Source organism: Atopobacter sp. AH10 (assembly GCF_003664595.1).
Taxonomy (GTDB): domain Bacteria; phylum Bacillota; class Bacilli; order Lactobacillales; family Aerococcaceae; genus Atopobacter.
In genome coordinates, this window is record NZ_QXPZ01000003.1 from 54,765 (window position 1) to 77,083 (window position 22,319).

The following is a 22,319-nucleotide window of genomic DNA, read 5'->3' on the forward strand; positions in this document are numbered from 1 at the left end:
AGGTGAAAAGATGTGGGTAGATACTCTTTTTAATATACTAACCTATCTTGTGGCGCTGAATGTCTTGATATCGATCATCACAGTTTTTCGTGAACCTAGGGATATTGCGGCAACTTGGGCTTGGCTTTTACTTTTAATCTTTTTACCTGGTGTTGGGCTGGTGCTTTACTTTTTCTTTGGTAGACGTTTACCAAAGTCACGATTGAATCGTATGGCCTTACAAGATCTCATTGGACTAGAAGAGTGGGTTGATACGCAAAAAGAACTCTTCAATGACGATTTATTGACAAGTTATTTTAATGGCAATCCCTATCAACAAGATTTAGCCACCATTTTTCTCAATAATGATGAATCTATTCTTACGACCAATAATTCTCTGAGGCTTATCGTTGATGGTCAAGAAAAGTTTGAATCCTTAATGAAGGATATCATAGCTGCAAAAGACCATATTCATATGCTTTATTATATCTTCAGAGACGATGAATTAGGAAAGAAAATCATTGATCTTTTGGCCCAGAAAGCCTCTCTAGGTGTCGAAGTTATTGTTTTATATGATGCGCTAGGTTCTAATCGTACTCACCGAGATGCTTTCAAAGCAATTGAAAAGAATGGAGGATTTGCTAAACCCTTTTTTGGGTCAGCCTATTCTTTCTTTAATTTTCGGATTAACTTTCGTAATCACCGGAAAATAGTTGTTATTGATGGGAAAATCGGTTATTTTGGAGGTTACAATATTGGGGATGAGTACATTGGGAAAGGCAAACTTGGCTATTGGAGAGATACTCATGTCAGGTTAACAGGAAATGCAGTTCTTAATCTTCAAAGCAGGTTCTTTATGGATTGGAATGCTGTAGCGATTGAAAGCGAGCAGTTGCGTCCCTCTGATCGTTATTTCCCCAAAAATAACGAAAGTGGGAAAACGGCTATGCAAATAGTAACCTCTGGACCTGATTCTGAACAGCAAATTAAATTAGGGATGAAGAAGATGATTAGTACGGCACGACGATATATTTTTATCCAGACCCCTTACTTTATCCCTGATGAAAGTATGTTTGAAAGTTTGCAGCTAGCCTTACAATCAGGAATTGATGTGAGACTGATGATCCCTTGTAAACCCGATCATGTCTTGGTTTATAGGGCAACCGAGTATTATGCTAAACTTTTAGAAAAATTAGGGGCTCGTGTCTATACTTATCAAGATGGCTTTTTGCATAGTAAGTCTATGGTCGTTGATGGGCAAATGTGTACGATAGGGACAGCTAATTTTGATGTGCGCTCTTTTCGTTTAAATTTTGAAATTAATGCTTTTATCTATGATCACAGAGTCGCTAGAGAAATGGCAGCGCATTTTATCGAAGATTGTCGCAAGTGCCATATTGCTGATGCTGAATATTTTAATCGTCAGTCTAAGTGGAAAAAATTTAAACAAGCTTTTTCCAGACTGTTCTCGCCTATATTGTAGAGTTAGTAGTCTAGATGAAATAAACGAAGAAAACGCCAGATAAGAGATCTGGCGTTTTCTTCGTTTATTGGATAAAATGGACTAGCAAAATTGGAGGATGAAAAGCTAATGACCCTTCTAGCTGCCAAGATATTGGGATTTTGAAAGAGCTATCCTCTTATCTAGGATGCTATTCTTCACAGGGCGGATAGGTGTTTAAAAAGAATGGCTTTAAAGGGGTTGAGCACTGAGAATCCTTTCGATAGGCAAAAGATAGCAGGCTCTAGTTTTTAGGTCTTCCACGTAAACGGTTTGCTTTTGGCTACTAAACTGATGAACTCGAGCATCGAAACTAGCCTGATAAACGAAACCATTTAAATCTTTAAACTCTGCAATGATTCGACATGGCGTGTCAGCACAGTAGGCCAATGAAAGTTGAGATAAGACTTCTTCAATTGGCTCGATAAGGTCTTCTAAAGATTGGATGCTTGGATAGTCTAAGTAAGATAGTTGTTCCATTTTTTCTTCCCCCGAACGTTTGTTTGTATTCCTATTATACGAACAGGTGTTCTTGTTGTCAAGGGGGACGATGACATTTTTAGGGGGTTCTTTTTTTATTAAGGGAAAAGGAGTTGATTGGACAATGGAGAAGTATAAAAGTGATCTCATGGCCTTTTACACCAATGGAGATGGGGCTAGCTAATGGATAGAAGACAAGATGCTACTACACTATAGGCGGATGCATGGACTTTTCCTTAGGGATTGAAGATGGAGTGAAAAGGTTGACTTCGCAAAAAAAAATTTGAAACAAAAGAGATGAGTTTTTTACCAATTACTACCTATATATAAATGTTTAGTATGATGCAGGGTATTCTATTGAAATCGCCTTTATTTAAATTTGAATGCAATTTTAATTGGTATATAATAAGAATGTTAATGCCTTTAAGCATTAAGTTAATTTGTTAAGATGGAGGTGGAGATGTGAGCAACTCTATTCTGGATTCTGTTGAAGCAATCGAAAATGAAGCTCAACGAATCGAGCAAGAAGCAGCTAGTCGTGTCGCCAATCTGCTTAGTGATCATGAAGGTCAAGTAAGCGGATTGAAAGATTCTGCAGACAGTGAGTTGTCTGAATTTCAAGACAAACTTCGGTCGGACAAGGATATCGCTTTAGATGAAGTTCAGGTGAAATTGTCTAAAGAAGGTACCTCTGAAAAGCAGCGCTTGACGCAGGTCTTTGACCAACGACGTGAAGAGCTAGTAGAATTAACGATAAAGGAGGTTATTCACCGATATGGCAATAGCAACGATGAATAAGGTGACTCTTATTGCACCACTCAATCAAAAGAACAGTTTGCTAAAAGCCATCCAATCTCTAGAAAAATTCGAAGTCTATGACCTCAACCGTGAAGAGCAAGCGAGTGAAATTTTAGCCAATCATTATCAAGCTAAATTTTATCGCGCATTGGAATCGGAATTTGAACGAATTCAAAGCAATTCCGCTTTTCTCGATAAATATTTACCACAAATGAGTTTGTGGAAACACTATAGAAAGGCGCCTTTAAGTTTAACGCAAGAGGACTTGGAAGGGCAGTTGAGTCAAGAGGCTATCAAAGAGGATCTAGCTAAAGTCGAAGGGGCTAAAGAAGAGCTCAGTAGGATCGCTGATCGTTTGAAGGAACTTGGTCAGCATGAAGAAACTGCCAATAAATGGAAAAATATGAACTTCCATCCGAAAGCTTTGGCGCAATTTCGTCATTTAGCTTACTCGCTAGGGACTCTGCCACAATCTGCTGATAATGCCTATATTAAAGCAATTGATGATTCAGCTATTGCTTATGCTGAGGAGATTTATTCGGATAAGGATGATATTGGAGTTATTGTATTCTATCAACCTCAATATGAAAGTGATGTACAAGTCCTGTTGAGGGAAAATCACTTTACTACTTTCCGCTATCCATTTACTAGTGCACCAGCTGATAAATTAAAAGAGATAGAGGCAAATAGGCAAGAACTTCTTCAAAAGAGAGAAAGTATTGTGGCAAGCTTGAAGGCAAGTCAATCCATCAAAGAAAACTTTATTTTGGCTGAAGCATACTACTATAATGCCATGCAACGTGAGGCAGCTAAGGCCTTGATAAAAGATTCAAACCATCTTTTTGCTATGGAAGGGTGGATGGAGAAAAATGAGCTCTCTGCTTTGATGCAGTACCTCAAAGAACGTTTTGAGGAAAATGATTTTGCTATCCTCTACAGAGAAGTTTTGCCAGAAGAAGTTGACCAAGTACCTATTCGTTTGAAGAATAATTCACTTGTTGAACCTTTTGAATTACTTACCGAAATGTTTGCCCTTCCTAAATACAATGAGATCGATCCGACACCATTTTTGATGCCTTTCTATTGTGTGTTTTTTGGAATGATGGCTGCTGATTTTGGTTATGGCCTAGTTTTGTGGCTTGGAACATTATTGGCTTTGAAGGCTCTACATTTAAGAGGCGCAATGAAGAAGAATATCAAACTCTTCCATATTTTGAGTTATCCGACTATGGTTTGGGGCTTGATTTTTGGATCTTTCTTCGGTTTTGAGATGCCAGTAGGGTTGCTTTCAACGTCTAAGGATGTTAATCAAATTTTGATCCTATCAGTTCTGTTAGGGGTCGTTCAAATATTTGTCGGTCTCTTATTGGCAACCCATCTAAAGGTGAAAGAAAAGGATTATTATGGACTTTTTTCTGATGCTTTAGGTTGGCTAGGCCTTTTGATAGGCTTTGCTTTATGGATCACAGGGGCATTAGTCTTAAAAAATGATGGGCTTATTATCTTGGGTAAGGCTATAGCAGCTTTATCAGCATTAGCTATTGTTATGGCAACTGTTCTATCAAGCGATAATAAGTTAGTCGGCTTGGGATCTGGTTTGTATAATTTGTATGGTATTAGTGGCTATGTGGGAGATATTGTGTCCTATACCCGTTTAATGGCTCTATGCGTATCTGGGGCAAGTATAGGCACTGCTTTTAACTCTATTATTACCTTGTTACCAGGACCTGCACGCTTTACTATCGGAGTATTACTCTTTGTAGCACTGCATGGCTTAAATATTTTCTTAAGTTACCTATCTGCTTACGTCCACGGTATTCGTTTGCAATTTGTTGAATTTTTCGGCAAGTTCTACGAAGGTGGCGGGAAAGCTTTCCAACCATTAAAGATGTATGACAAAGATATCGAATTTAAAAAATAGAAAATTGGAGGAATAAGAGATGCAAATTTGGACTCAATTTTTAATTGACAACGGTGGCTATTTTGTTGCTGCTTTAGGTGTAGTAGTAGCTATAGTATTTTCTGGCTGGGGATCAGCTCGTGGGGTAGGTATGGTAGGTGAAGCTGCCGCTGCCTTAATGAAAGAAGAACCTGAAAAATTTGGTAAAGCTTTGATTCTAGAATTGATTCCTGGTACACAAGGGCTTTACGGTTTCGTTATTGGTTTCTTCATGTTGTTCTTTGCAATGAAGCCAGGAATGTCTTTGGCTGACGGACTTTATCTTTTGATGGCTGCTTGCCCAGTAGGTTTCTGTGGTTTAGCTTCAGGTATTTGTCAAGGACGTGTTGCTGCGACAGGTATTCAAATTCTTGCTAAGAAACCAGAACACAATACTAAAGGGATGATTTTGGCGGCCATGGTTGAAACATATGCCATCCTAGGATTTGTTATCAGCTTTATTCTTGTTTTAAACAGAAAATAATCGCTGATTAATAAATAAGAAGGGGGTTATGTAGTGAAAGAACTGAATGCTCTTAAAGAGAAAGTCTTAGCTTCAGCTAGACAAGAAGCAGAGCAAAAAGTTGCCGACACAGAAGAACGCTGTGCCAGCGATTTGACAGCTCAAAAAGAAAAGATGGCTCAATATATACTCGAACAAAAAGAGCTTATCAATCGTCGAGAACAAATGCGCTACGAACGCCTTACTCAAAAGCTGACGAATCAAAAGAATCAAGATATTTTGGCGCATAAAAGAAGCTTGTTGGAAGATTTGTTCCAACAAAGTTATGAAGTGATGGCGAATTGGTCGAGTGCTAGCCTAGCTGAATTTATAAAAGAAGTATTGCTTAGTTTAGATGAAAGTCATCAGTATGTTTTAAGTTTGGGCGAACGCTCAGCTAAACATCTATCTGCGCAAGATCAAGAGCTATTGGCTAAACAATTTCCACAAATTAAGTGGTCAGAAAAACAAATTGAAAAACGTGCTGGTTTTGTTTTGAGTGATGACATGATTAATTTGAACTACTTTTTCGATGACTTACTATCTGATTTGCGGAAAGAATTTGGAGCAGAATTAGCTAGAAAAGCCTTTGAATCTTAGGAGGTGGAGAAATGAAAGAGCATGTTTACAACGCAGTGAACACAACTGTTCGTCTCATGGAAACCCGTCTCCTTAGTCAAGCTGACTTTGATACACTCCTTCATGCTGAAAACTTGCATGATGCATTAAGTCAATTAAAGAAAACCCGTTATGACTTTGATTTGGAAGCTCTTGAAAGTCAAAAAAACTTTGATCAATTGCTTACAGATGAGCTCAAAAAGCAATATCATGAATTGCTAGAAGTTGTTCCTGATCCTCGGATTATCAATCTTTTTGCCTTACGTTATAGCTACCATAATCTGAAAGTCTTATTGAAGGGGCAATTTACTGGAAGAGATTTATCACATCTCATGATACCAATTGGCTTGTATAGTAAAGCTTCTTTACAAAACTTGGTAGAAACTGGGCAGTCAGAGCACTTACCTGATGTGATGGTTGAAGGAGTTAGTTTGGCTCTTAAAGATTATGAGGAAACTAAACGTGTTCAAGCTGCTGATGTCTATATGGATACTTATTACTTTAAGCACTTAAGGACTTTGGCAAATGAGCTTTTAGACAGTAGATTCAATTATCTAGTCAATATCATGATTGATTTGAAAAACTTATCTACCCTTATTCGGGCAAGACAAGGTCAACATTCTAGAAGCTTTTTAATGACTGTTCTGTCTAGTTCTGGCACGGTGTCCAAGTTAGATTTAGTCAACTCTACTGAATCTGGGGAAGTAAAAGATGCCTTACCGCTTTTTGAAGGGAAGGATTATAGCAAGGACTTAGAAAATATCTTTGCTAATGATGATGAACGTCAACTAGCTATGCATCTAGAAACTCTAGGAAATAGAATTGTCCATGACTTTTTAGCAGATGCCATGTTTGAGGGTTTTGGTCCAATGCCTGTTCTAGCTTATCTTTTCGCCGTGGAGATGGAGGTTCTTAATATACGCCTCATTTTAGTAGGGAAAGATAATGGCTTTAGTGAGGAAGAACTCAGAGAAAGGATGAATCCAATCAATGTCGCATAAAATAGCTGTTGTTGGTGACAAAGATTCCATTTTGCCCTTTCGACTTCTCGGCTTCTCTGTGTATCCTGTGAATACTGCTAAAGAGGCTCGAACAAAAATCGATTCCTTAGCCAAGGAAGAAACAGGAATCATTTATTTAACAGAAGCCCTTGCTAAGGATATACCGGACACGATTCGTCGATATGATGACCAGCTTGTGCCGGCAATTATCCTTATTCCAAATCATTTGGGATCTCTAGGTATAGGTCTGGATCGAGTGCAAGAGAATGTTGAAAAGGCAGTTGGACAAAATATTTTATAGCCGGTGAGGAGGAAGCTTTTTGAAACAAGGAAAAATTATTAAGGTTTCCGGGCCTTTAGTCACTGCTGAAGGAATGTCGGATGCCAATATCCAAGATATTTGCCGAGTTGGCGATCTAGGCCTTATCGGTGAAATTATCGAAATGCGTAAAGATGTGGCCTCTATTCAGGTGTATGAAGAAACATCTGGTGTAGGGCCAAATGAACCTGTTGTGACAACTGGGGAAGCCCTGTCTGTCGAATTAGGTCCTGGGCTAATTGCTCAAATGTTTGACGGGATTCAACGTCCCTTGGATACTTTTAGAGAAAAAACAAACTCTGACTTTTTGAAACGTGGGGTGAGCATTCACTCGCTTGATCGAGATAAAGAATGGCACTTCACACCAAATGTCAAAGTTGGGGATGAAGTAGTTCCTGGCGATATTGTGGGGACTGTTCAAGAAACATCGGTTGTTGAACATCGGATTATGGTTCCAAATGGTGTGTCAGGTAAGATTACTTCTATTGCAGAAGGTGATTATACCGTTGACCAAATCGTTTATACTATCCAAAAAGAAAATGGGGTCTTTGAGGGGTCTTTGATGCAAAAATGGCCAGTTCGTCGTGGACGTCCATTTGCTCAAAAAATGAACCCTAATGTTCCTATGTTAACAGGACAACGAGTTATTGATACCTTTTTCCCTGTAACTAAGGGAGGAGCAGCGGCGGTTCCTGGACCTTTCGGAGCTGGTAAAACGGTCGTACAACACCAAGTAGCGAAATTTGCTGATGTGGATATCGTTGTTTACGTTGGTTGCGGTGAACGTGGTAATGAAATGACCGACGTATTAAATGAATTTCCAGAATTGATTGACCCAACTACAGGTCAATCCATCATGCAGCGGACAGTATTAATCGCTAATACCTCTAATATGCCAGTAGCGGCTCGTGAAGCTTCTATTTACACGGGGATTACTATTGCTGAGTACTTCCGTGATATGGGTTATCACGTCGCTATCATGGCTGATTCTACCTCACGTTGGGCGGAAGCTCTTCGTGAAATGTCTGGCCGTTTGGAAGAAATGCCAGGGGATGAAGGCTATCCTGCTTACTTAGGTTCACGTATTGCAGAATACTATGAACGTGCAGGTTTGGTGAAGACACTTGGTTCAAAAGGCCGTGTGGGTTCTGTTACAGCGATTGGAGCCGTTTCTCCTCCAGGTGGGGATATTTCTGAACCAGTCACTCAAAATACCTTACGGGTTGTAAAAGTCTTCTGGGCTTTGGATTCTAGCTTAAGTCAAAAGCGGCATTTCCCAGCAATTAACTGGTTGAACTCTTATTCTCTTTACAATGATGAAGTAGGTAAATGGTATGACGAAAATGTTCAAGCTAACTATGACAAAGGCGTTCGTCATGCAATGGCCACTTTGCAAGAAGAATCTAGCTTACAAGAAATTGTTCAATTGGTTGGGTTAGAAAGCTTGTCTGAAAAAGACCGTATGACTATGTTAGTGGCTAAAATGTTGCGTGAAGACTTCTTGCAACAAAACGCTTTTGATGAGGTCGATACCTTCTCTTCTCGTGAAAAACAAGCGAAGCTCTTAAATGCTATTCTTCATTTTGAAGAAGCTGGTCGTCAAGCGATGGAATTAGGGGCTTACTATGAGGAGATTGAAAAGGGCAGCCTTGAAGTTAGGGATAAGATTGCACGGGCGAAATTTATTCCAGAAGCAGATAAGGCACAAATCGATAGCATTAACGACTTAGTTGATCAAATCATGAAAGAAACTGTCCAAAATGGAGGGATGACAAATAATGATTAAAGAATATCGTACAGTCAGTGAAGTTGTCGGCCCTTTGATGGCGGTGGAGCATGTAGAAGGCGTTAAATTTGACGAACTTGTTGAAATCGAAATGCAGGACGGCACAATTCGTCATGGGCAAGTTTTGGAAGTCCAAGAAGATAAAGCCATGGTTCAAATATTTGAAGGCCCAAGTGGGATTAACCTTCGTGACACCAAGGTGCGTTTTAGAGGTAAACCTCTTTCCTTAAACGTATCAGAAGACATGGTGGGGCGTATCTTTGATGGGATGGGGAACATCATTGATGGTGGACCAGACATTATCCCAGAAGCTAACTTGGATATCAATGGACAAGCCATTAACCCAGTAGCTCGTGACTATCCTGATGAATTTATTCAAACAGGTATTTCTGCAATCGATCACTTGAATACGCTAGTTCGTGGGCAAAAATTGCCAGTATTCTCTGGTTCAGGTTTACCACATAAAGAATTAGCAGCCCAAATTGCTCGTCAAGCGACTGTATTGAACTCAGATGAAAAGTTTGCCGTTGTCTTTGCAGCCATGGGGATCACTTTTGAAGAAGCTGAATACTTCATGAATGACTTCCGTAAAACTGGGGCTATTGATCGTTCTGTTATGTTTGTTAACTTAGCGAATGACCCAGCTATTGAACGGATTGCGACACCAAAAATGGCCTTGACAACCGCTGAATACCTAGCTTTCGAAAAAGGTATGCATGTTTTGGTTATTATGACTGACATGACTAACTATTGTGAAGCACTTCGGGAAATATCTGCCGCTCGTCGTGAAGTTCCAGGTCGTCGTGGCTACCCTGGCTACCTCTATACTAACTTATCTACTTTATATGAACGCGCAGGTCGATTAATTGGTAAAGAGGGGTCTGTTACCCAAATTCCAATTTTAACGATGCCAGAAGATGATATTACCCACCCAATACCTGACTTGACAGGTTATATCACGGAAGGGCAAATTATTCTAGACCAAAACCTTTATAAAGCAGGGATTGAACCGCCAATTAACGTGCTTCCTTCCTTGTCACGCTTAAAGGATAAAGGTTCGGGTGAAGGGAAGACAAGAGAAGACCATGCGGCGACTATGAACCAACTTTTTGCCGCTTATGCGACCGGGAAACAAGCAAAAGAATTAGCTGTAGTTTTAGGGGAATCTGCCTTGAGCGAAACGGATAAGAAGTATGTTGAGTTTACTGACCGTTTCGAAAAAGAATACGTGAACCAAGGCTTCCAAACCAACCGAACGATATTTGAAACACTCGATTTAGGTTGGGATTTATTGAAGATTCTTCCACGGACTGAATTAAAACGGATTAAGGATCCAATGATCGACAAGTACATGAAAGAAACGGAGTGAGGCGCCCATGGCAAGATTGGATGTAAAGCCTACGCGGATGGAGCTACAAAAGCTTAAAGCCCGTCTTCAAATATCCACTCGAGGTCATAAACTCCTCAAAGATAAGCAGGATGAATTGATGCGTCAATTCATTGAGCTCATCCGTCAAAATAATAGCTTAAGGAAAGCTGTTGAAGGACGACTCATTCAGGGGATGCAAGCTTTTGTTCTCGCCCGAGCTTCTCTGAATGAAGCTTTTATCGATGAATTAGTAGCTCTTCCTCCTAGGCAAGTCTCTCTCACCATTGATAAGAAAAATGTCATGAGTGTTAATGTACCAGATATGCATTTTTCAGTTGAAGAGGGAAGTAGCGATGAATTTCAATATGGCTATCTTAACTCTAATAGTGAATTAGACCATTCTGTTTGGGAACTGCGGGCGGTCATGGATGACTTGTTAAAACTGTCTGAGATTGAAAAGGCCTGCCAATTGATGGCAGACGAAATTGAAAAGACAAGACGGCGGGTCAATGCATTGGAATATCGGATGATTCCGCAATTGGAAGAAACTATCCACTATATCGAAATGAAACTCGAAGAAAATGAACGGGCAAGTTTAACCCGTATCATTAAAGTGAAAGATATGGGGCAATAGTTAAAGAGAAGCTAGTGGCGAATAAAAAAGGAAAAGAACCTACGACTTTAAGGGCGTTAGGTTCTTTTCTTTTTGGAGAAAAATGAGAATTTTGTAATAGAGACGATAATGGCATCAAAATGGACTGACAAGTATGGAAAATAAAGAGAATTGTGATACAATAGAAGCAATCATTTGGGGAGGTAGAGAGTTCTATGACGCAACGCGGTTTACTCATCGTCTTGTCAGGACCATCTGGTGTTGGCAAGGGAACGGTAAGAGCGAAAATATTTGAAAAGAGTCAGAAATTTTCGTATTCAATTTCTGCTACTACTCGCAAGAAGCGTGTGGGTGAGGAAGATGGAAAGGATTATTTCTTTAAGACAAGAGAAGAGTTTGAGGAAATGATCAACAATGAGGATTTACTGGAGTACGCCGAGTATGTCGGGAATTATTATGGAACGCCATTGTCCTATGTGGAAGAGCAACTTGCAAATGGACGAGACGTATTTTTAGAAATTGAAGTTCAAGGGGCTCTTAAAGTTCGAGAAAAAATGCCAGAAGGAATTTTTATTTTCTTGACACCTCCTAATTTAGAGGAATTATATAATCGGATTGTTTGTCGTGGGACAGATGCTAGTGATGTAATAGAAAAACGAATGTTGAAAGCAAAAGAAGAGCTAGAGTTGATCACCTTGTATGATTATGCAGTGGTGAATGATCAAGTTGATGAAGCTGTTCGTAAAATAGAAGCTATTATTGAAAGTGAACATTTAAAAGTCTCTAGAGTTTTAGGAACTATTAAGAAAGAGGTAGAGGACTAATGTTATATCCTTCCATCGATTATTTGTTGGAACAAATTGATTCAAAGTATTCTTTAGTGGTGATTGCAAGCAAACGATCGAGAGATCTATACTTACATAGTATGCCACTTTTAGATTCTTACAAATCGGTAAAAAATGTCGGTAAAGCTCTTGAAGAAGTAGCAGCAGGAAAGTTGACCATTCGTGAGGACACCTTACCGAAAGATGAATAATGTGAAATAAGGGAAAAGGGGCTGACGAGAGGGTCAGCCTTTTTTTCATCAAGAAAGGAGAGTCTAGTTTTATATGACATTTGCCCAGGTAATTGTGGATGTGCCACATCAAAAGGTCAATCGCCCTTTTGATTATCTTATTCCTGATAAGCTTAAAGAGGAATTAGAGCTTGGTAGCCGAGTTGAAGTACCTTTTGGGGTTCGTAAAATTCAAGGTTTTGTTATTGGGATGACTGAAGAAACGACTTTCGAAGGTAGTTTAAAAGAAGTTCAAGCCGTTATGGATGATTTCCCTGTGTTGAGCAAAGAGTTGATTCAACTAGGTCAATGGATGGCGAATTACTATTATTCTTTCTTGATCAGTATCTATCAAATGATGTTGCCTAATTTACTGAAATCTAGCTACCAGCGTTTCTTTGTTTGGACAGATCAAGCGAGTCCTGCATTAAAGAATGAAATGAATTTTGACTTACCGCTAACTTATGAAAAAGCTGAAGAGAAAGGCCTTTTAGACTGTTTATATGCTTTAAAAAAAGAGGCGATGGTTGAAATAGATTATAAAGTGAAAGATCATGGGAAGGTTAAAAAGCTTACAAGAATTTATGCTAATATTAAAGAGGAGGAGATTTGTCAATTACTTGCTTCTCTTCCAAAAAGCTATGCAGGGCAGGAGGCTCTTTTAAAGGCACTTTTAGAAGATCCATGTCCCATGCGTATAGAATTATTAAAAAAAAGTCCCCTCATTAAGTCAAGCACTATAAAAGCAGCGGAAAAAAAGGGATGGGTACGATTAGAAGAGGAAGCCATTTCTAGTCAATTATGGGAGAAGACACCAGATCAACTGGAACATCCTTTTCCTTTAACAGAAGCACAAGAGCAGGCCTTCCAACCAGTTATAACAGCTATTCAAGAAAGAAAAGGAGAAGTCTTTCTATTAGAAGGCATTACTGGATCTGGAAAAACAGAACTGTACCTCCAATGGATACAAGAATGCTTAGATAGGGGGCAATCAGCGCTTATGCTTGTTCCAGAAATTGCTCTAACGCCACAGATGACCGCTCGATTTACGAGACGTTTTGGTGAAACCGTTGCTGTTTGGCACAGTGGCTTATCTGAAAGAGAGCAATTTGATGAGTGGAGACGCTTAAAGTCTTTTAAAGCTAAGGTAGTAGTGGGAGCTCGGTCAGCAATTTTTGCTCCCTTAGAGAATATTGGCCTCATTATTTTAGATGAAGAGCACGAGTCAAGTTATCAGCAAATGGAAAAGTGTCGTTACCATGCTAGAGATATTGCTAAATGGCGTGCAGCCTTTCATCATTGCCCTGTAGTTTTAGGCTCAGCTACGCCAAGTTTAGAAAGTCGAGCCAGAGCCCATAAAGGGGTTTATCAATTCTTGAGTCTTTTGGAACGCCCGACTGCAAACCAATTGCCTGAAGTTAGATTAATTGATATGCGTAAGGAGTTATTAGCTGGGAAAGGGCATTTGTCTGAAAGTTTAATTGATGCGATAAAAAATCGGCTAGATAAGAAAGAACAGGTCGTCCTCCTTTTGAATAGACGGGGTTATTCAGCTTATGTCCAATGTCGTCATTGTGGCTATGTCCATATGTGCCCAAATTGCAATATCTCCTTGACCTTACATTTGAAAGAAAGAAGAATGAAATGCCATTATTGTGATCATCATGAAGATATTTTAGAATGTTGTCCGAAATGTCAGGGGGCCAAGTTACGCTATATAGGTGTCGGTACACAGAAAATTGAAGAAGAGCTTCAGGATGTTTTCAAAGAAGCGCGTATTATTCGTATGGATGTGGATACAACTAAAGGTAAGGGCAAACATGAAGCTCTCTTAAGTCAGATGGCAAAGGGTCAAGCGGACATTCTTTTAGGCACTCAGATGATTGCTAAGGGCTTGGATTTTCCCAATGTGACTTTAGTTGGTGTTTTAAATGCAGATACTGGTTTAAACATTCCGGATTTCCGAGCTTATGAGCGAACTTTTCAATTGTTGACCCAAGTTAGTGGCCGAGCTGGACGGGGAGAGAAAAAAGGTCTAGTCTTGATTCAGACCTACAATCCTGATCATTACGTCCTACAAGATGCCAAAAGACAAGATTATGAGACTTTTTTCAAAAAAGAAATGACGATGCGAAAGTTAGGGCAATATCCACCCTATTATTATATGGTCAGAATTTCAATCGCAGCAAAAGAAGAAAATCTTGCTTTGAAAGAGGGTTACCGACTTAAACGTTTATTAGAAAAGGAAGATTTAGGTCAAGTGATTATTCTAGGACCATCTGTTCAATCCATCGGGCGTATTAACCGTTTTTATTATTATCAATTACTGATAAAGTATAAAGATAGTCGTCGTTTAGATCAGCGTTTAAATCAACTAGCCTTAGAATTGGATCAAGTGAATCGATCAGATTTATTATTTTCCATTCAAAGGGATCCACAAAACTTTATTTAGGAGATAGAAGATGTTAAAAATTATTTTTATGGGCACACCAGAATTTTCGGTAGGACCCTTGCGAGCGCTACATGAGCATCCAGATTTTACGATAGTGGCAGTTGTGACCCAACCGGATAAGCCAGTAGGGAGGAAAAGAAAGCTACAAGCTCCTCCAGTGAAAGAAGCTGCAACAAGTTTAGCTATACCAGTGTTTCAGCCAACACGTATACGTGATAAAGAAGCTGTTAAAAAGTTAAGGGATTTACATGCGGATATTTTAGTGACAGCGGCTTATGGACAGTTTTTACCTAAAAGCCTTTTGGAAGCAAGCAAGTACGGGGCGGTGAATATTCACGCTTCTCTTCTTCCAAAATATAGAGGTGGGGCTCCAGTTCACTATGCTATTCTGAATGGAGATCAGGAAAGTGGTATCACTTATATGGAGATGGTCCAAGAAATGGATGCCGGAGATATATTAGCTCAATATAGCCTATCCATTGCAGAAGATGAAACGACTGGGCAATTATTTAAAGAATTAAGTGATTTGGCTTCAAAGACTGTTGCAGATACACTTTTGGCTCTGGTAGAGGGTAAGCTAAAAAAAGAAGCCCAAGATCCTAGTCAAGTCAGCTTCAGTCCCAATATTCCTCCTGAAATGGAAGTGCTAGACTGGCAAGAGTCAGCTCTGGCTTTAATTCGGAAAATACGTGCCTTTAACCCTTACCCAGGGGCCTATGTCAAGCAAAATGGTAAACGGCTAAAAATATGGCAAGCCAGTTTAAAAGGGCCACTTCCTAAAGAAGACCTTCTCCTAAAAAGTGATGCAGGTGATATAGTTGTTTTAGATAAGGCAAATTTGGGTATACTTTGTGGAGATGGAAAAGTGATCTATCTCAAAGAAATACAACCATCTGGTAAGAATCCCATGCCGATTAAAAGTTATATGAATGGGCAAGGAAGACAGTTGACGTTAGGAGAGAACTTCAATGGCAACAAAGAAGAAAGTCACTAGTCGCTCCCAAGCGCAGGAACTCTTGGAAGCTTGCTTATTGCATCAAGTAGCTCTTTCACCTCTTTTAGAAGCTTGGCGGGCAAAAACCCCTTTAAAGGCCAAAGATAGAGCTTTAACTGAAGAAATTGTTCAGGGGGTCTTACAGTACCATTATCGTTTAAGAGATGGATTGAAAGATTTTATACAAGTGAAACAGGGTTTGGATAGAGAAGTCTGGCTGATATTAGAAGCAGCATTGTATCAAAAATGCTTTTTAGATCGGATTCCTGATCATGCTATCATCAATGAAAGTGTTGCTTTAGCAAAAGAAATTCGCCATCAAGGGGTAGCTAATGCTGTCAATGCTATTTTGAGAAAAGCTTTTAAAGAGGCCAGACTACCAAATTTATTATCAGATAAGAATAAAGACCTGTCGCGTTACTATAGTTTACCGCTTGGAATAGTTTCTCGTTTCCGTCAACAGTATGGGTTAGATGAATGTAAGGCTATTTTAGAAAGCTTAAACCAACCGGCTCTCTTGCATTTTAGGGTGCTAGGTGATGAAAAGGAACGTTCCAAACTTTTAGAAGAATTATCAAAGGAAGGTTATAAGCTAGAGAAAAGTCCCTATAGTCCAGTGGGACTGACTGCACGATCAGGGGAAATTATATATAGTGAAGCATTTAAAAAAGGACGATTAGTCGTTCAAGATATCTCTAGTCAACAGGTGGGCTTGTTTGCACCCATTAAAGGAGATGAAAACTTATTAGATGCTTGTGCAGCTCCGGGTGGAAAGACAACCCATATACTTCAAAGGCTAAAGACTGGTCATTTACAAAGTAACGATAGACAAGTTGACAAATGTGCTAAAATTAGGGAAAATGTTGAGAGAGTGGGTCTCTCTGATCGAGTCACGATCAGTCAAGAAGATGCCAGGTATTTAAAGGGCGAAGCTAATAGCTTTGATGGTATCATTGCGGATGTCCCTTGTAGTGGCCTTGGCCTAATGAGACGTAAGAGAGACATTCGTTACCATTTCCATCAAAAAACGGTTGATGATTTGGTAGATTTGCAACGTGAAATACTGGATCGACTTTTGAAACTAGTGAAGCCAGGTGGGTGGATGATGTATTCTACCTGTACTTTGACCCATGAAGAAAATCAAGATCAAATTGACTGGCTAGTAAAGACCTATCCTGAATGGGAAGTGGATCCGATAGAGGATTGCACGATTCCAGGGGCGACAACTCCAGAAGGCTACCTAGAAATTTTGCCACATATGGCGCAAACAGATGGCTTTTTCATCGCTCGTTTACGGAAAAGAAACTGAAGAGGTGACTTATGAGTGTTTATCTAGCAACAGATATTGGCAAAAAGAGACGTATCAATGAAGATTCAGCAGGTTATTTCTATAATCAATCCGGCCAACTCTTATTGATTGTCTGTGATGGTGTAGGTGGGCATCAAGCTGGTGAAGTAGCTAGTCAGATGGTGCGTAACCATATTGGAGAACGTTTTGAAGACAGCCAATTTGATAGTTTAGACGATTTAAAGCTTTTTTTAGTTGAAATTGTAGAAGAAGCTAATCTCATGGTGTATCAATATGGCCAAGATCAAGAAAATTTGTTTGGTATGGGAACCACACTGGTTTTAGCAGCTGTGATGGGACAGAAAGTGCTGGTGATGAATGTCGGGGATAGCCGTGCTTATCTTTATCGCGATCATGTACTTTCTCAAATTACAGAAGATCATTCGCTAATGAATGAGTTACTTAAGACTGGTGAAGTGACCCGTCAAGAGGCAGAACATCATCCTCAAAAGAATTACATCACCCGGTCAATTGGTCTACAGTCTGATGTAGAGATTGATTCACTTATTGTTGATGCTGAACTGGATGACCTCTACCTCCTGTGTAGTGATGGTTTAAGCAATATGCTATCTTCTAAAGAGCTTGCTGAGGCTATAGAAAGCACTGATAGAAGTAAGTTAGCCGCTCATTTAGTTGATTTAGCTAATGAAGCTGGTGGATCTGATAATATTACTACTGTTATCGCGGATGTTTTTAAGAGGGAGGGTGAGTAGCCCGTGATCTCTATTGGCGATAAAGTAGGTGGGCGCTACAAGATTATCGATCATATTGGTAGTGGAGGCATGTCTAATGTCTATCTTGGGCATGACCTCATCTTGAACCGTTTTGTTGCGGTGAAAGTATTGCGTTTCGATTTCCAAGATAACAAAGACTCTATTCGACGATTCAAACGAGAAGCCCTGTCAGCTGCTCAATTGACTCATCCGAATATTGTAGCGGTTTATGATGTTGATGAAGAAAATGGTCAACAATATATAGTGATGGAGTACAACGATGGTGAAGACCTGAAGGACTATATAAAAAAGCATGGTCCAATCGAGCCAAAACGTGCGGTCTTCATTATGAAACAATTGCTAGAAGCTTTGAGCTTAGCCCATCAGAATCGCATTATCCATCGGGATATCAAGTCGCAAAATGTTTTAATTGACCATCATGATCATGTGCAATTAACAGACTTTGGGATTGCAGTAGCCCTATCTGATACTTCTGTTACGCAAACGAATACTTTACTTGGCTCTGTCCATTATCTTTCTCCTGAACAGGCGAGAGGTTCAAGGGCGACTATCCAATCTGATATCTATGCTTTAGGGATTGTGATGTATGAAATTCTTGTAGGGAAAGTTCCGTTTGATGGGGATAGCCCAGTGTCTATTGCCTTGAAACACTTCCAAGAGGACTTACCGAGTATACGCTCTCAAATTCCACAGGTCCCACAAGCTTTAGAAAATGTTTGTTTACGAGCTACAGCAAAAAATCCAGCAGTTCGTTACAAATCTTGTCAAGAAATGTATAACGATATTTCGACGGCAATGGATTCTAAACGTAAAAATGAAGCTAAGTTTGATCCTAAGCAACAGGGGAAAAAGAATAAGGTTCGTGTCGTTAAACCTGTAGCTGAATTGCTGTCTGAGACCAAAAGTCAAAAAGACATGCGCGAACGGATAAAAAGTCAACACTTGGATAAGATGACTAAGGCAAAGAAACCTGTTAAAACTAGTAGGAGGAGAAAAGTTCATTATTTCCTATTAGCTATATTAATGATGGCTATGTTAGGCACTCTTTGGGTCTTTCTCCATCCACGTTCAGAGCAAGTTGAGGTTCCGATTCTTAGTCAGATGACCCTTAAACGGGCAGAAGAAAATTTGAAAGAAGCGGGATTAACGCTTGGCGAGATAAAGAAAGAAAAGAATGATGTCGTTCAAAAAGGCTATGTGATCAGATCAAATCCGGCAGAAGGAAAAACGGTGAAAAAAGGAAGTAAAGTTTCGCTAATTGTTTCTTCTGGCAAGAAGTTAGTGACTATAGAAGACTATACAGGTAAATCTTATAGCTCTGTGCGGAAAAAATTGGATAAACTTGGCTTTAATGTGGAACGCTACGAAGAAGCTAGTGACAATGTTAAGCCAGGTATAATCATTGACCAGGATTTAAAGGTTGGTAAAAAGGTGGATCCGCATACCACGACTATAGCTTTGACTGTATCTACAGGCCTTGAATCCGTGTCAGTTGCTAATCTATCTGGCTACTCTGAACAGGAAGTTCGAGATTATGCCCAAAACAATGGCTTTGATCTCAAAATATCCTATGCCAGTTCAGATGAAATTGAAAAAGGCTTTCTAGTATCTCAAAATCCAGAAGCTGGGAGTCCTTTGCCTTTTGGAGGGACACTGTCTGTAGTTATATCTTCTGGTCCTAGTAATGATAAGAAAAGCCTGAGAACTGTTCAACGGTGGACAAGAGTTTCTTATTTGCCTAAAGATGGAAGAGGTAATTCCAGCAACCATATTGAAGTCTTTATTGAAGACCAAAATCATAAGATGAATAAACCGGTTCAAAGCTTGGAGATTTCCGAATCAACTGATATCAATTTGACTTTCGAATTAAAACCAGGCCAGGTCGGTAAATATATGATTAAACGTGATGGAGTTATCATTGAACAAAATGCAAATGTAACTGGATAAAGATGACCGAAGCCCTATTCTTTTGTAAAGAGTAGGCTTTTGGTCTGTATAGGCAGAAATAAGTCCTAGTCAAGCCTTGATTTGTTCTTGTTTTGACTAGTCTTTAGTTAAAATAGTATTCAAGATAGCCATACAAACTAGAAAGGAGGCCAGTTATGACGAAAGGTCGTATCGTCCACGCTATTTCAGGCTTTTATGATGTAGCTGTAGCTGGGGGGGGAATAGTAAGAACGAAACCCAGAGGCATTTTCCGTAAAAAAGGGCAATCTCCCTTGGTAGGAGATTGGGTAGAAGTGGACGAAACAGATGAAGCCGTCATTAGCCAAATTTATCCTAGAAAAAATAGTTTAATCCGCCCGCCAATGGCCAATATCGATAAAGGAATTTTGGTCATGTCCGCTAAAGAGCCAGATTTTTCGCCCTATTTGATGGATCGCTTTATCGTCTATTTGGGAGAGAAGAGAATTGAGCCGATCCTTTTGCTGACTAAAATGGATCTTTTAAATAGAGAAGAAAGAAAAGCAATGGATCAAGTGCTTGAGGGCTACTGTTCACTAGGTTACACAGTTATAAGTAATGAGGGAGAGGCATTTGCCTCCTATCTAGCTCAGTTATCTGATGAATGGCTACTCTTAATGGGGCAATCAGGAGTTGGGAAATCCACTATGTTGAATCGTCTTTTACCAGAATTAAAGTTGGAGACTGGGGATATTTCACTTGTTTTGAATCGTGGTCGACATACGACACGGTCTGTAACAGTTTACCCTTATCAAGAAGTTTTTATAGCGGATACGCCAGGATTTTCTAGTCTACAGTTACCTTATATGGATAAAGAGGATCTAGGGCATTATTTTATCGAATGGAAGGATCTATCCCCTTTGTGTAAGTATCAACCTTGTACCCATACGCATGAGCCTCAATGCGCTGTAAAAGAGTTTTGTATGGAAAACGATTTTCATCATCGACGCTATGAGCATTATTTGAAAGCCTTAGAAGAAGTTAGTCAACAAAAGCCACATTATGAAAGGAAGAGATAACATGTCTATTATTGCTCCATCTTTACTTAGTGCTAATTTTGCTTGCTTAAGAAAGGAAATTACGGACTTACAAACAGCAGGAGCTGACTGGCTTCATTTTGATGTAATGGATGGCAACTTTGTCGAAAACATTTCTTTTGGTTTACCCGTATTGAAGAGTATTCGTCCATTAACTAATCTAGCGATTGACTGTCATTTGATGATTGCTCAACCGGAAAAATATGTGGAAGCTTTTGCTGATGCTGGAGCAGATATCATTACTGTTCATGCTGAATCATCAGTACACCTCCATGCCTTAATTGCGAAAATTCAGTCCAAAAAAGTTCGCGCTGGTTTGGCAATAAATCCAGGGACGCCAGTATCATTTATCAAACCTCTTTTGCATATGGTCGATATGGTCTTGGTGATGACAGTTAATCCTGGATTTGGGGGGCAAAGTTATATAAAAGAGATGGAAGAAAAAGTTAAAGAATTGAACCATCTAAGAGAGAAGAATGATTACCATTTTGAAATAGAGGTTGATGGCGGCATTAATGAAGAAACTGCCAAACGAATGGCTAGTCTGGGAGCGGATATATTTGTTGCAGGCTCTTATGTGTTCAAGCATAAAGATTACTCAGAGGGGATTAAAGCTTTAATTGAGGCAACAAAATAATGATTTACATGTGTTTAGGGGCACCAGGTGCTTATATTCCTCCTAATTTTAAAAAAGAATCAGGAGATTTTGTGATCGGGGTAGATCATGGCACGATAGTTTTTAGAAATCATGGGATAAAAGTCGACTTAGCCATAGGGGATTTTGATTCTTTGGATGAGGAAGAGTTGGCTTACTTAAATGAGATCGATGAAGTGATTAGTTTACCAAGAGAAAAAGATGACACGGATACAGAGGCTGCTTTAAAATGGATTCTTGCTCAGGGCTTAGAGGGCGAAATCACTATTTTTGGCGCTTTTGGAGGGCGTTTAGATCATAGTGTTTCTATTTTATGGTTAGGCTATCACCCGATTCTTGAACAGATTGTCGATCGAGTCAATTTCGTTCAAAAAGATTCTTTTTTAAAATTTTATTTCCCTGGAATACATGAGATAAGAGATGAACGGCATTGGCGCTATTTGTCGTTTATTCTTTTAACACCGATTTCGAATTTATCGCTTAGTGGAGTGAAATACGAACTTCCTGGGGTAGATGTTGCTAGACCTCGTGCCTATATTAGCAACGAATTTGTTGAGGATAAGATGACTTTAGCCTTTCAGACAGGGCGAATTGCCATGATTCAGGCGGCGGACGACCATCGTTTTTAGCGAAAAGGGAGAGCTTGTGTTGCTTTTATCATTCGAGTAAAAATAGCTAGTCTATAGAGTGCCTCTCCTTTTTTTTCTGGCACTTTGTCAAATTTTGTTGTTGGTAAATTTTTTAGAGAAAATCACTCTTCTTCGGGGGAGTGGTTTTTTATATTACAGATGATATTTATCCTACTTTGCCCTAAACAAGCTCATGCCTATTAAAGGTACTCTTGGCATAGAGCGTTTATTGGATAAAGTAGAAGTGCGTGTAACCTTTACACAGCTACTGACAAGCGATTCATCTTTAAAAAGCATCTTTTCTTCAAGTGCTCGAAATTGCGAAAGCCATAGGCGGTCTTCTTGAGGGTTTTTATTTGATTGTTCCACGCCTCTAAATGACCGTTGTTATAAGAATAACTATAGGCGTTGAGAATGAAGTCCTTATACTTATTAAATGTCTTTAAAGGCCTGTTAAAGTGTCTAAGAGCTCCTTCGAGTTTTTAAGAAAGTAAATGATCCAACGGATATTTTGACAATCGTTTGAAAATGAAGAGACCTTCTTGA

The 22,319-nt window shown here is 39.4% G+C and carries 21 protein-coding genes and 1 pseudogene; 20 read left to right on the plus strand and 2 right to left on the minus strand.

All coding sequences use genetic code 11. The features are described from left to right. Positions 1–10: 10 nt before the first annotated feature. Entirely contained in the window at positions 11–1,462 is a 1,452-nt protein-coding gene (gene cls, locus D3H64_RS01515) for a cardiolipin synthase (protein WP_121564152.1), read from the plus strand. Positions 1,463–1,672: 210 nt separating this feature from the next. Here the strand turns inward: cls and D3H64_RS01520 are convergent, their stop codons facing one another. Continuing rightward, complete coding sequence (locus tag D3H64_RS01520; RefSeq protein ID WP_121564154.1) at positions 1,673–1,960, minus strand: hypothetical protein; 288 nt, start codon at positions 1,958–1,960, stop codon at positions 1,673–1,675. Between the two features lie 462 nt (positions 1,961–2,422). Between D3H64_RS01520 and D3H64_RS01525 the strand changes: the two genes are divergently transcribed. The 19 genes from D3H64_RS01525 (at position 2,423) to D3H64_RS01615 (ending at position 21,773) form a co-directional block, all read left to right on the plus strand. Continuing rightward, a complete protein-coding gene (locus D3H64_RS01525; protein ID WP_121564156.1) occupies positions 2,423–2,758 on the plus strand; it encodes a hypothetical protein in 336 nt (111 codons plus the stop codon). Further along, positions 2,736–4,679, plus strand: coding sequence for a V-type ATP synthase subunit I (locus tag D3H64_RS01530; protein WP_121564158.1), 1,944 nt, complete (start codon positions 2,736–2,738; stop codon positions 4,677–4,679). Before D3H64_RS01525 ends, D3H64_RS01530 begins: the two co-directional genes overlap by 23 nt. A gap of 25 nt (positions 4,680–4,704) precedes the next feature. Then, positions 4,705–5,181 carry a V-type ATP synthase subunit K gene (locus tag D3H64_RS01535; RefSeq protein ID WP_370448431.1) on the plus strand — a complete coding sequence of 159 codons (477 nt, stop codon included), beginning with the start codon at positions 4,705–4,707 and terminating at the stop codon, positions 5,179–5,181. A gap of 33 nt (positions 5,182–5,214) precedes the next feature. Beyond that, complete coding sequence (locus D3H64_RS01540; RefSeq protein ID WP_121564162.1) at positions 5,215–5,799, plus strand: hypothetical protein; 585 nt, start codon at positions 5,215–5,217, stop codon at positions 5,797–5,799. 11 nt (positions 5,800–5,810) lie between these two features. Continuing rightward, positions 5,811–6,818, plus strand: coding sequence for a V-type ATPase subunit (locus D3H64_RS01545; protein WP_121564164.1), 1,008 nt, complete (start codon positions 5,811–5,813; stop codon positions 6,816–6,818). Further along, positions 6,808–7,119 (plus strand): V-type ATP synthase subunit F, encoded by a 312-nt coding sequence (locus D3H64_RS01550; RefSeq protein WP_121564166.1) that lies wholly within the window; start codon positions 6,808–6,810, stop codon positions 7,117–7,119. The genes D3H64_RS01545 and D3H64_RS01550 overlap by 11 nt, the downstream gene beginning before the upstream one ends. A 19-nt stretch (positions 7,120–7,138) precedes the next feature. Further along, positions 7,139–8,923 (plus strand): V-type ATP synthase subunit A, encoded by a 1,785-nt coding sequence (locus D3H64_RS01555; protein ID WP_121564168.1) that lies wholly within the window; start codon positions 7,139–7,141, stop codon positions 8,921–8,923. Then, positions 8,916–10,292, plus strand: a complete 1,377-nt coding sequence (locus D3H64_RS01560) for a V-type ATP synthase subunit B (RefSeq protein ID WP_121564170.1) — start codon at positions 8,916–8,918, stop codon at positions 10,290–10,292. The genes D3H64_RS01555 and D3H64_RS01560 overlap by 8 nt, the downstream gene beginning before the upstream one ends. A 7-nt stretch (positions 10,293–10,299) precedes the next feature. After that, on the plus strand, positions 10,300–10,926 hold the full coding sequence (locus D3H64_RS01565) for a V-type ATP synthase subunit D (RefSeq protein ID WP_121564172.1): 627 nt from the start codon (positions 10,300–10,302) through the stop codon (positions 10,924–10,926). 194 nt (positions 10,927–11,120) lie between these two features. Next, positions 11,121–11,729, plus strand: coding sequence for a guanylate kinase (gene gmk, locus D3H64_RS01570; protein ID WP_121564174.1), 609 nt, complete (start codon positions 11,121–11,123; stop codon positions 11,727–11,729). After that, a complete protein-coding gene (gene rpoZ, locus D3H64_RS01575; RefSeq protein ID WP_121564176.1) occupies positions 11,729–11,941 on the plus strand; it encodes a DNA-directed RNA polymerase subunit omega in 213 nt (70 codons plus the stop codon). The genes gmk and rpoZ overlap by 1 nt, the downstream gene beginning before the upstream one ends. A 73-nt stretch (positions 11,942–12,014) precedes the next feature. Next, positions 12,015–14,411 (plus strand): primosomal protein N', encoded by a 2,397-nt coding sequence (gene priA, locus D3H64_RS01580; RefSeq protein ID WP_121564178.1) that lies wholly within the window; start codon positions 12,015–12,017, stop codon positions 14,409–14,411. A gap of 10 nt (positions 14,412–14,421) precedes the next feature. Continuing rightward, positions 14,422–15,405, plus strand: a complete 984-nt coding sequence (fmt, locus tag D3H64_RS01585; protein ID WP_121564180.1) for a methionyl-tRNA formyltransferase — start codon at positions 14,422–14,424, stop codon at positions 15,403–15,405. Beyond that, positions 15,380–16,714 (plus strand): 16S rRNA (cytosine(967)-C(5))-methyltransferase RsmB, encoded by a 1,335-nt coding sequence (gene rsmB, locus D3H64_RS01590; RefSeq protein WP_121564182.1) that lies wholly within the window; start codon positions 15,380–15,382, stop codon positions 16,712–16,714. Before fmt ends, rsmB begins: the two co-directional genes overlap by 26 nt. 11 nt (positions 16,715–16,725) lie before the next feature. Further along, positions 16,726–17,466, plus strand: a complete 741-nt coding sequence (locus tag D3H64_RS01595; RefSeq protein WP_121564184.1) for a Stp1/IreP family PP2C-type Ser/Thr phosphatase — start codon at positions 16,726–16,728, stop codon at positions 17,464–17,466. Positions 17,467–17,469: 3 nt separating this feature from the next. Continuing rightward, complete coding sequence (gene pknB / locus D3H64_RS01600; RefSeq protein ID WP_121564186.1) at positions 17,470–19,434, plus strand: Stk1 family PASTA domain-containing Ser/Thr kinase; 1,965 nt, start codon at positions 17,470–17,472, stop codon at positions 19,432–19,434. Positions 19,435–19,589: 155 nt separating this feature from the next. After that, positions 19,590–20,471, plus strand: coding sequence for a ribosome small subunit-dependent GTPase A (rsgA, locus tag D3H64_RS01605; RefSeq protein ID WP_121564188.1), 882 nt, complete (start codon positions 19,590–19,592; stop codon positions 20,469–20,471). 1 nt (position 20,472) lies between these two features. After that, entirely contained in the window at positions 20,473–21,126 is a 654-nt protein-coding gene (rpe, locus tag D3H64_RS01610; RefSeq protein ID WP_121564190.1) for a ribulose-phosphate 3-epimerase, read from the plus strand. After that, a complete protein-coding gene (locus tag D3H64_RS01615; RefSeq protein WP_121564192.1) occupies positions 21,126–21,773 on the plus strand; it encodes a thiamine diphosphokinase in 648 nt (215 codons plus the stop codon). Before rpe ends, D3H64_RS01615 begins: the two co-directional genes overlap by 1 nt. Before the next feature lie 257 nt (positions 21,774–22,030). Here the strand turns inward: D3H64_RS01615 and D3H64_RS10555 are convergent. Then, positions 22,031–22,228 (minus strand): annotated as a pseudogene (locus tag D3H64_RS10555) (transposase); the annotation flags it as partial. Between the last annotated feature and the right edge of the window lie 91 nt (positions 22,229–22,319).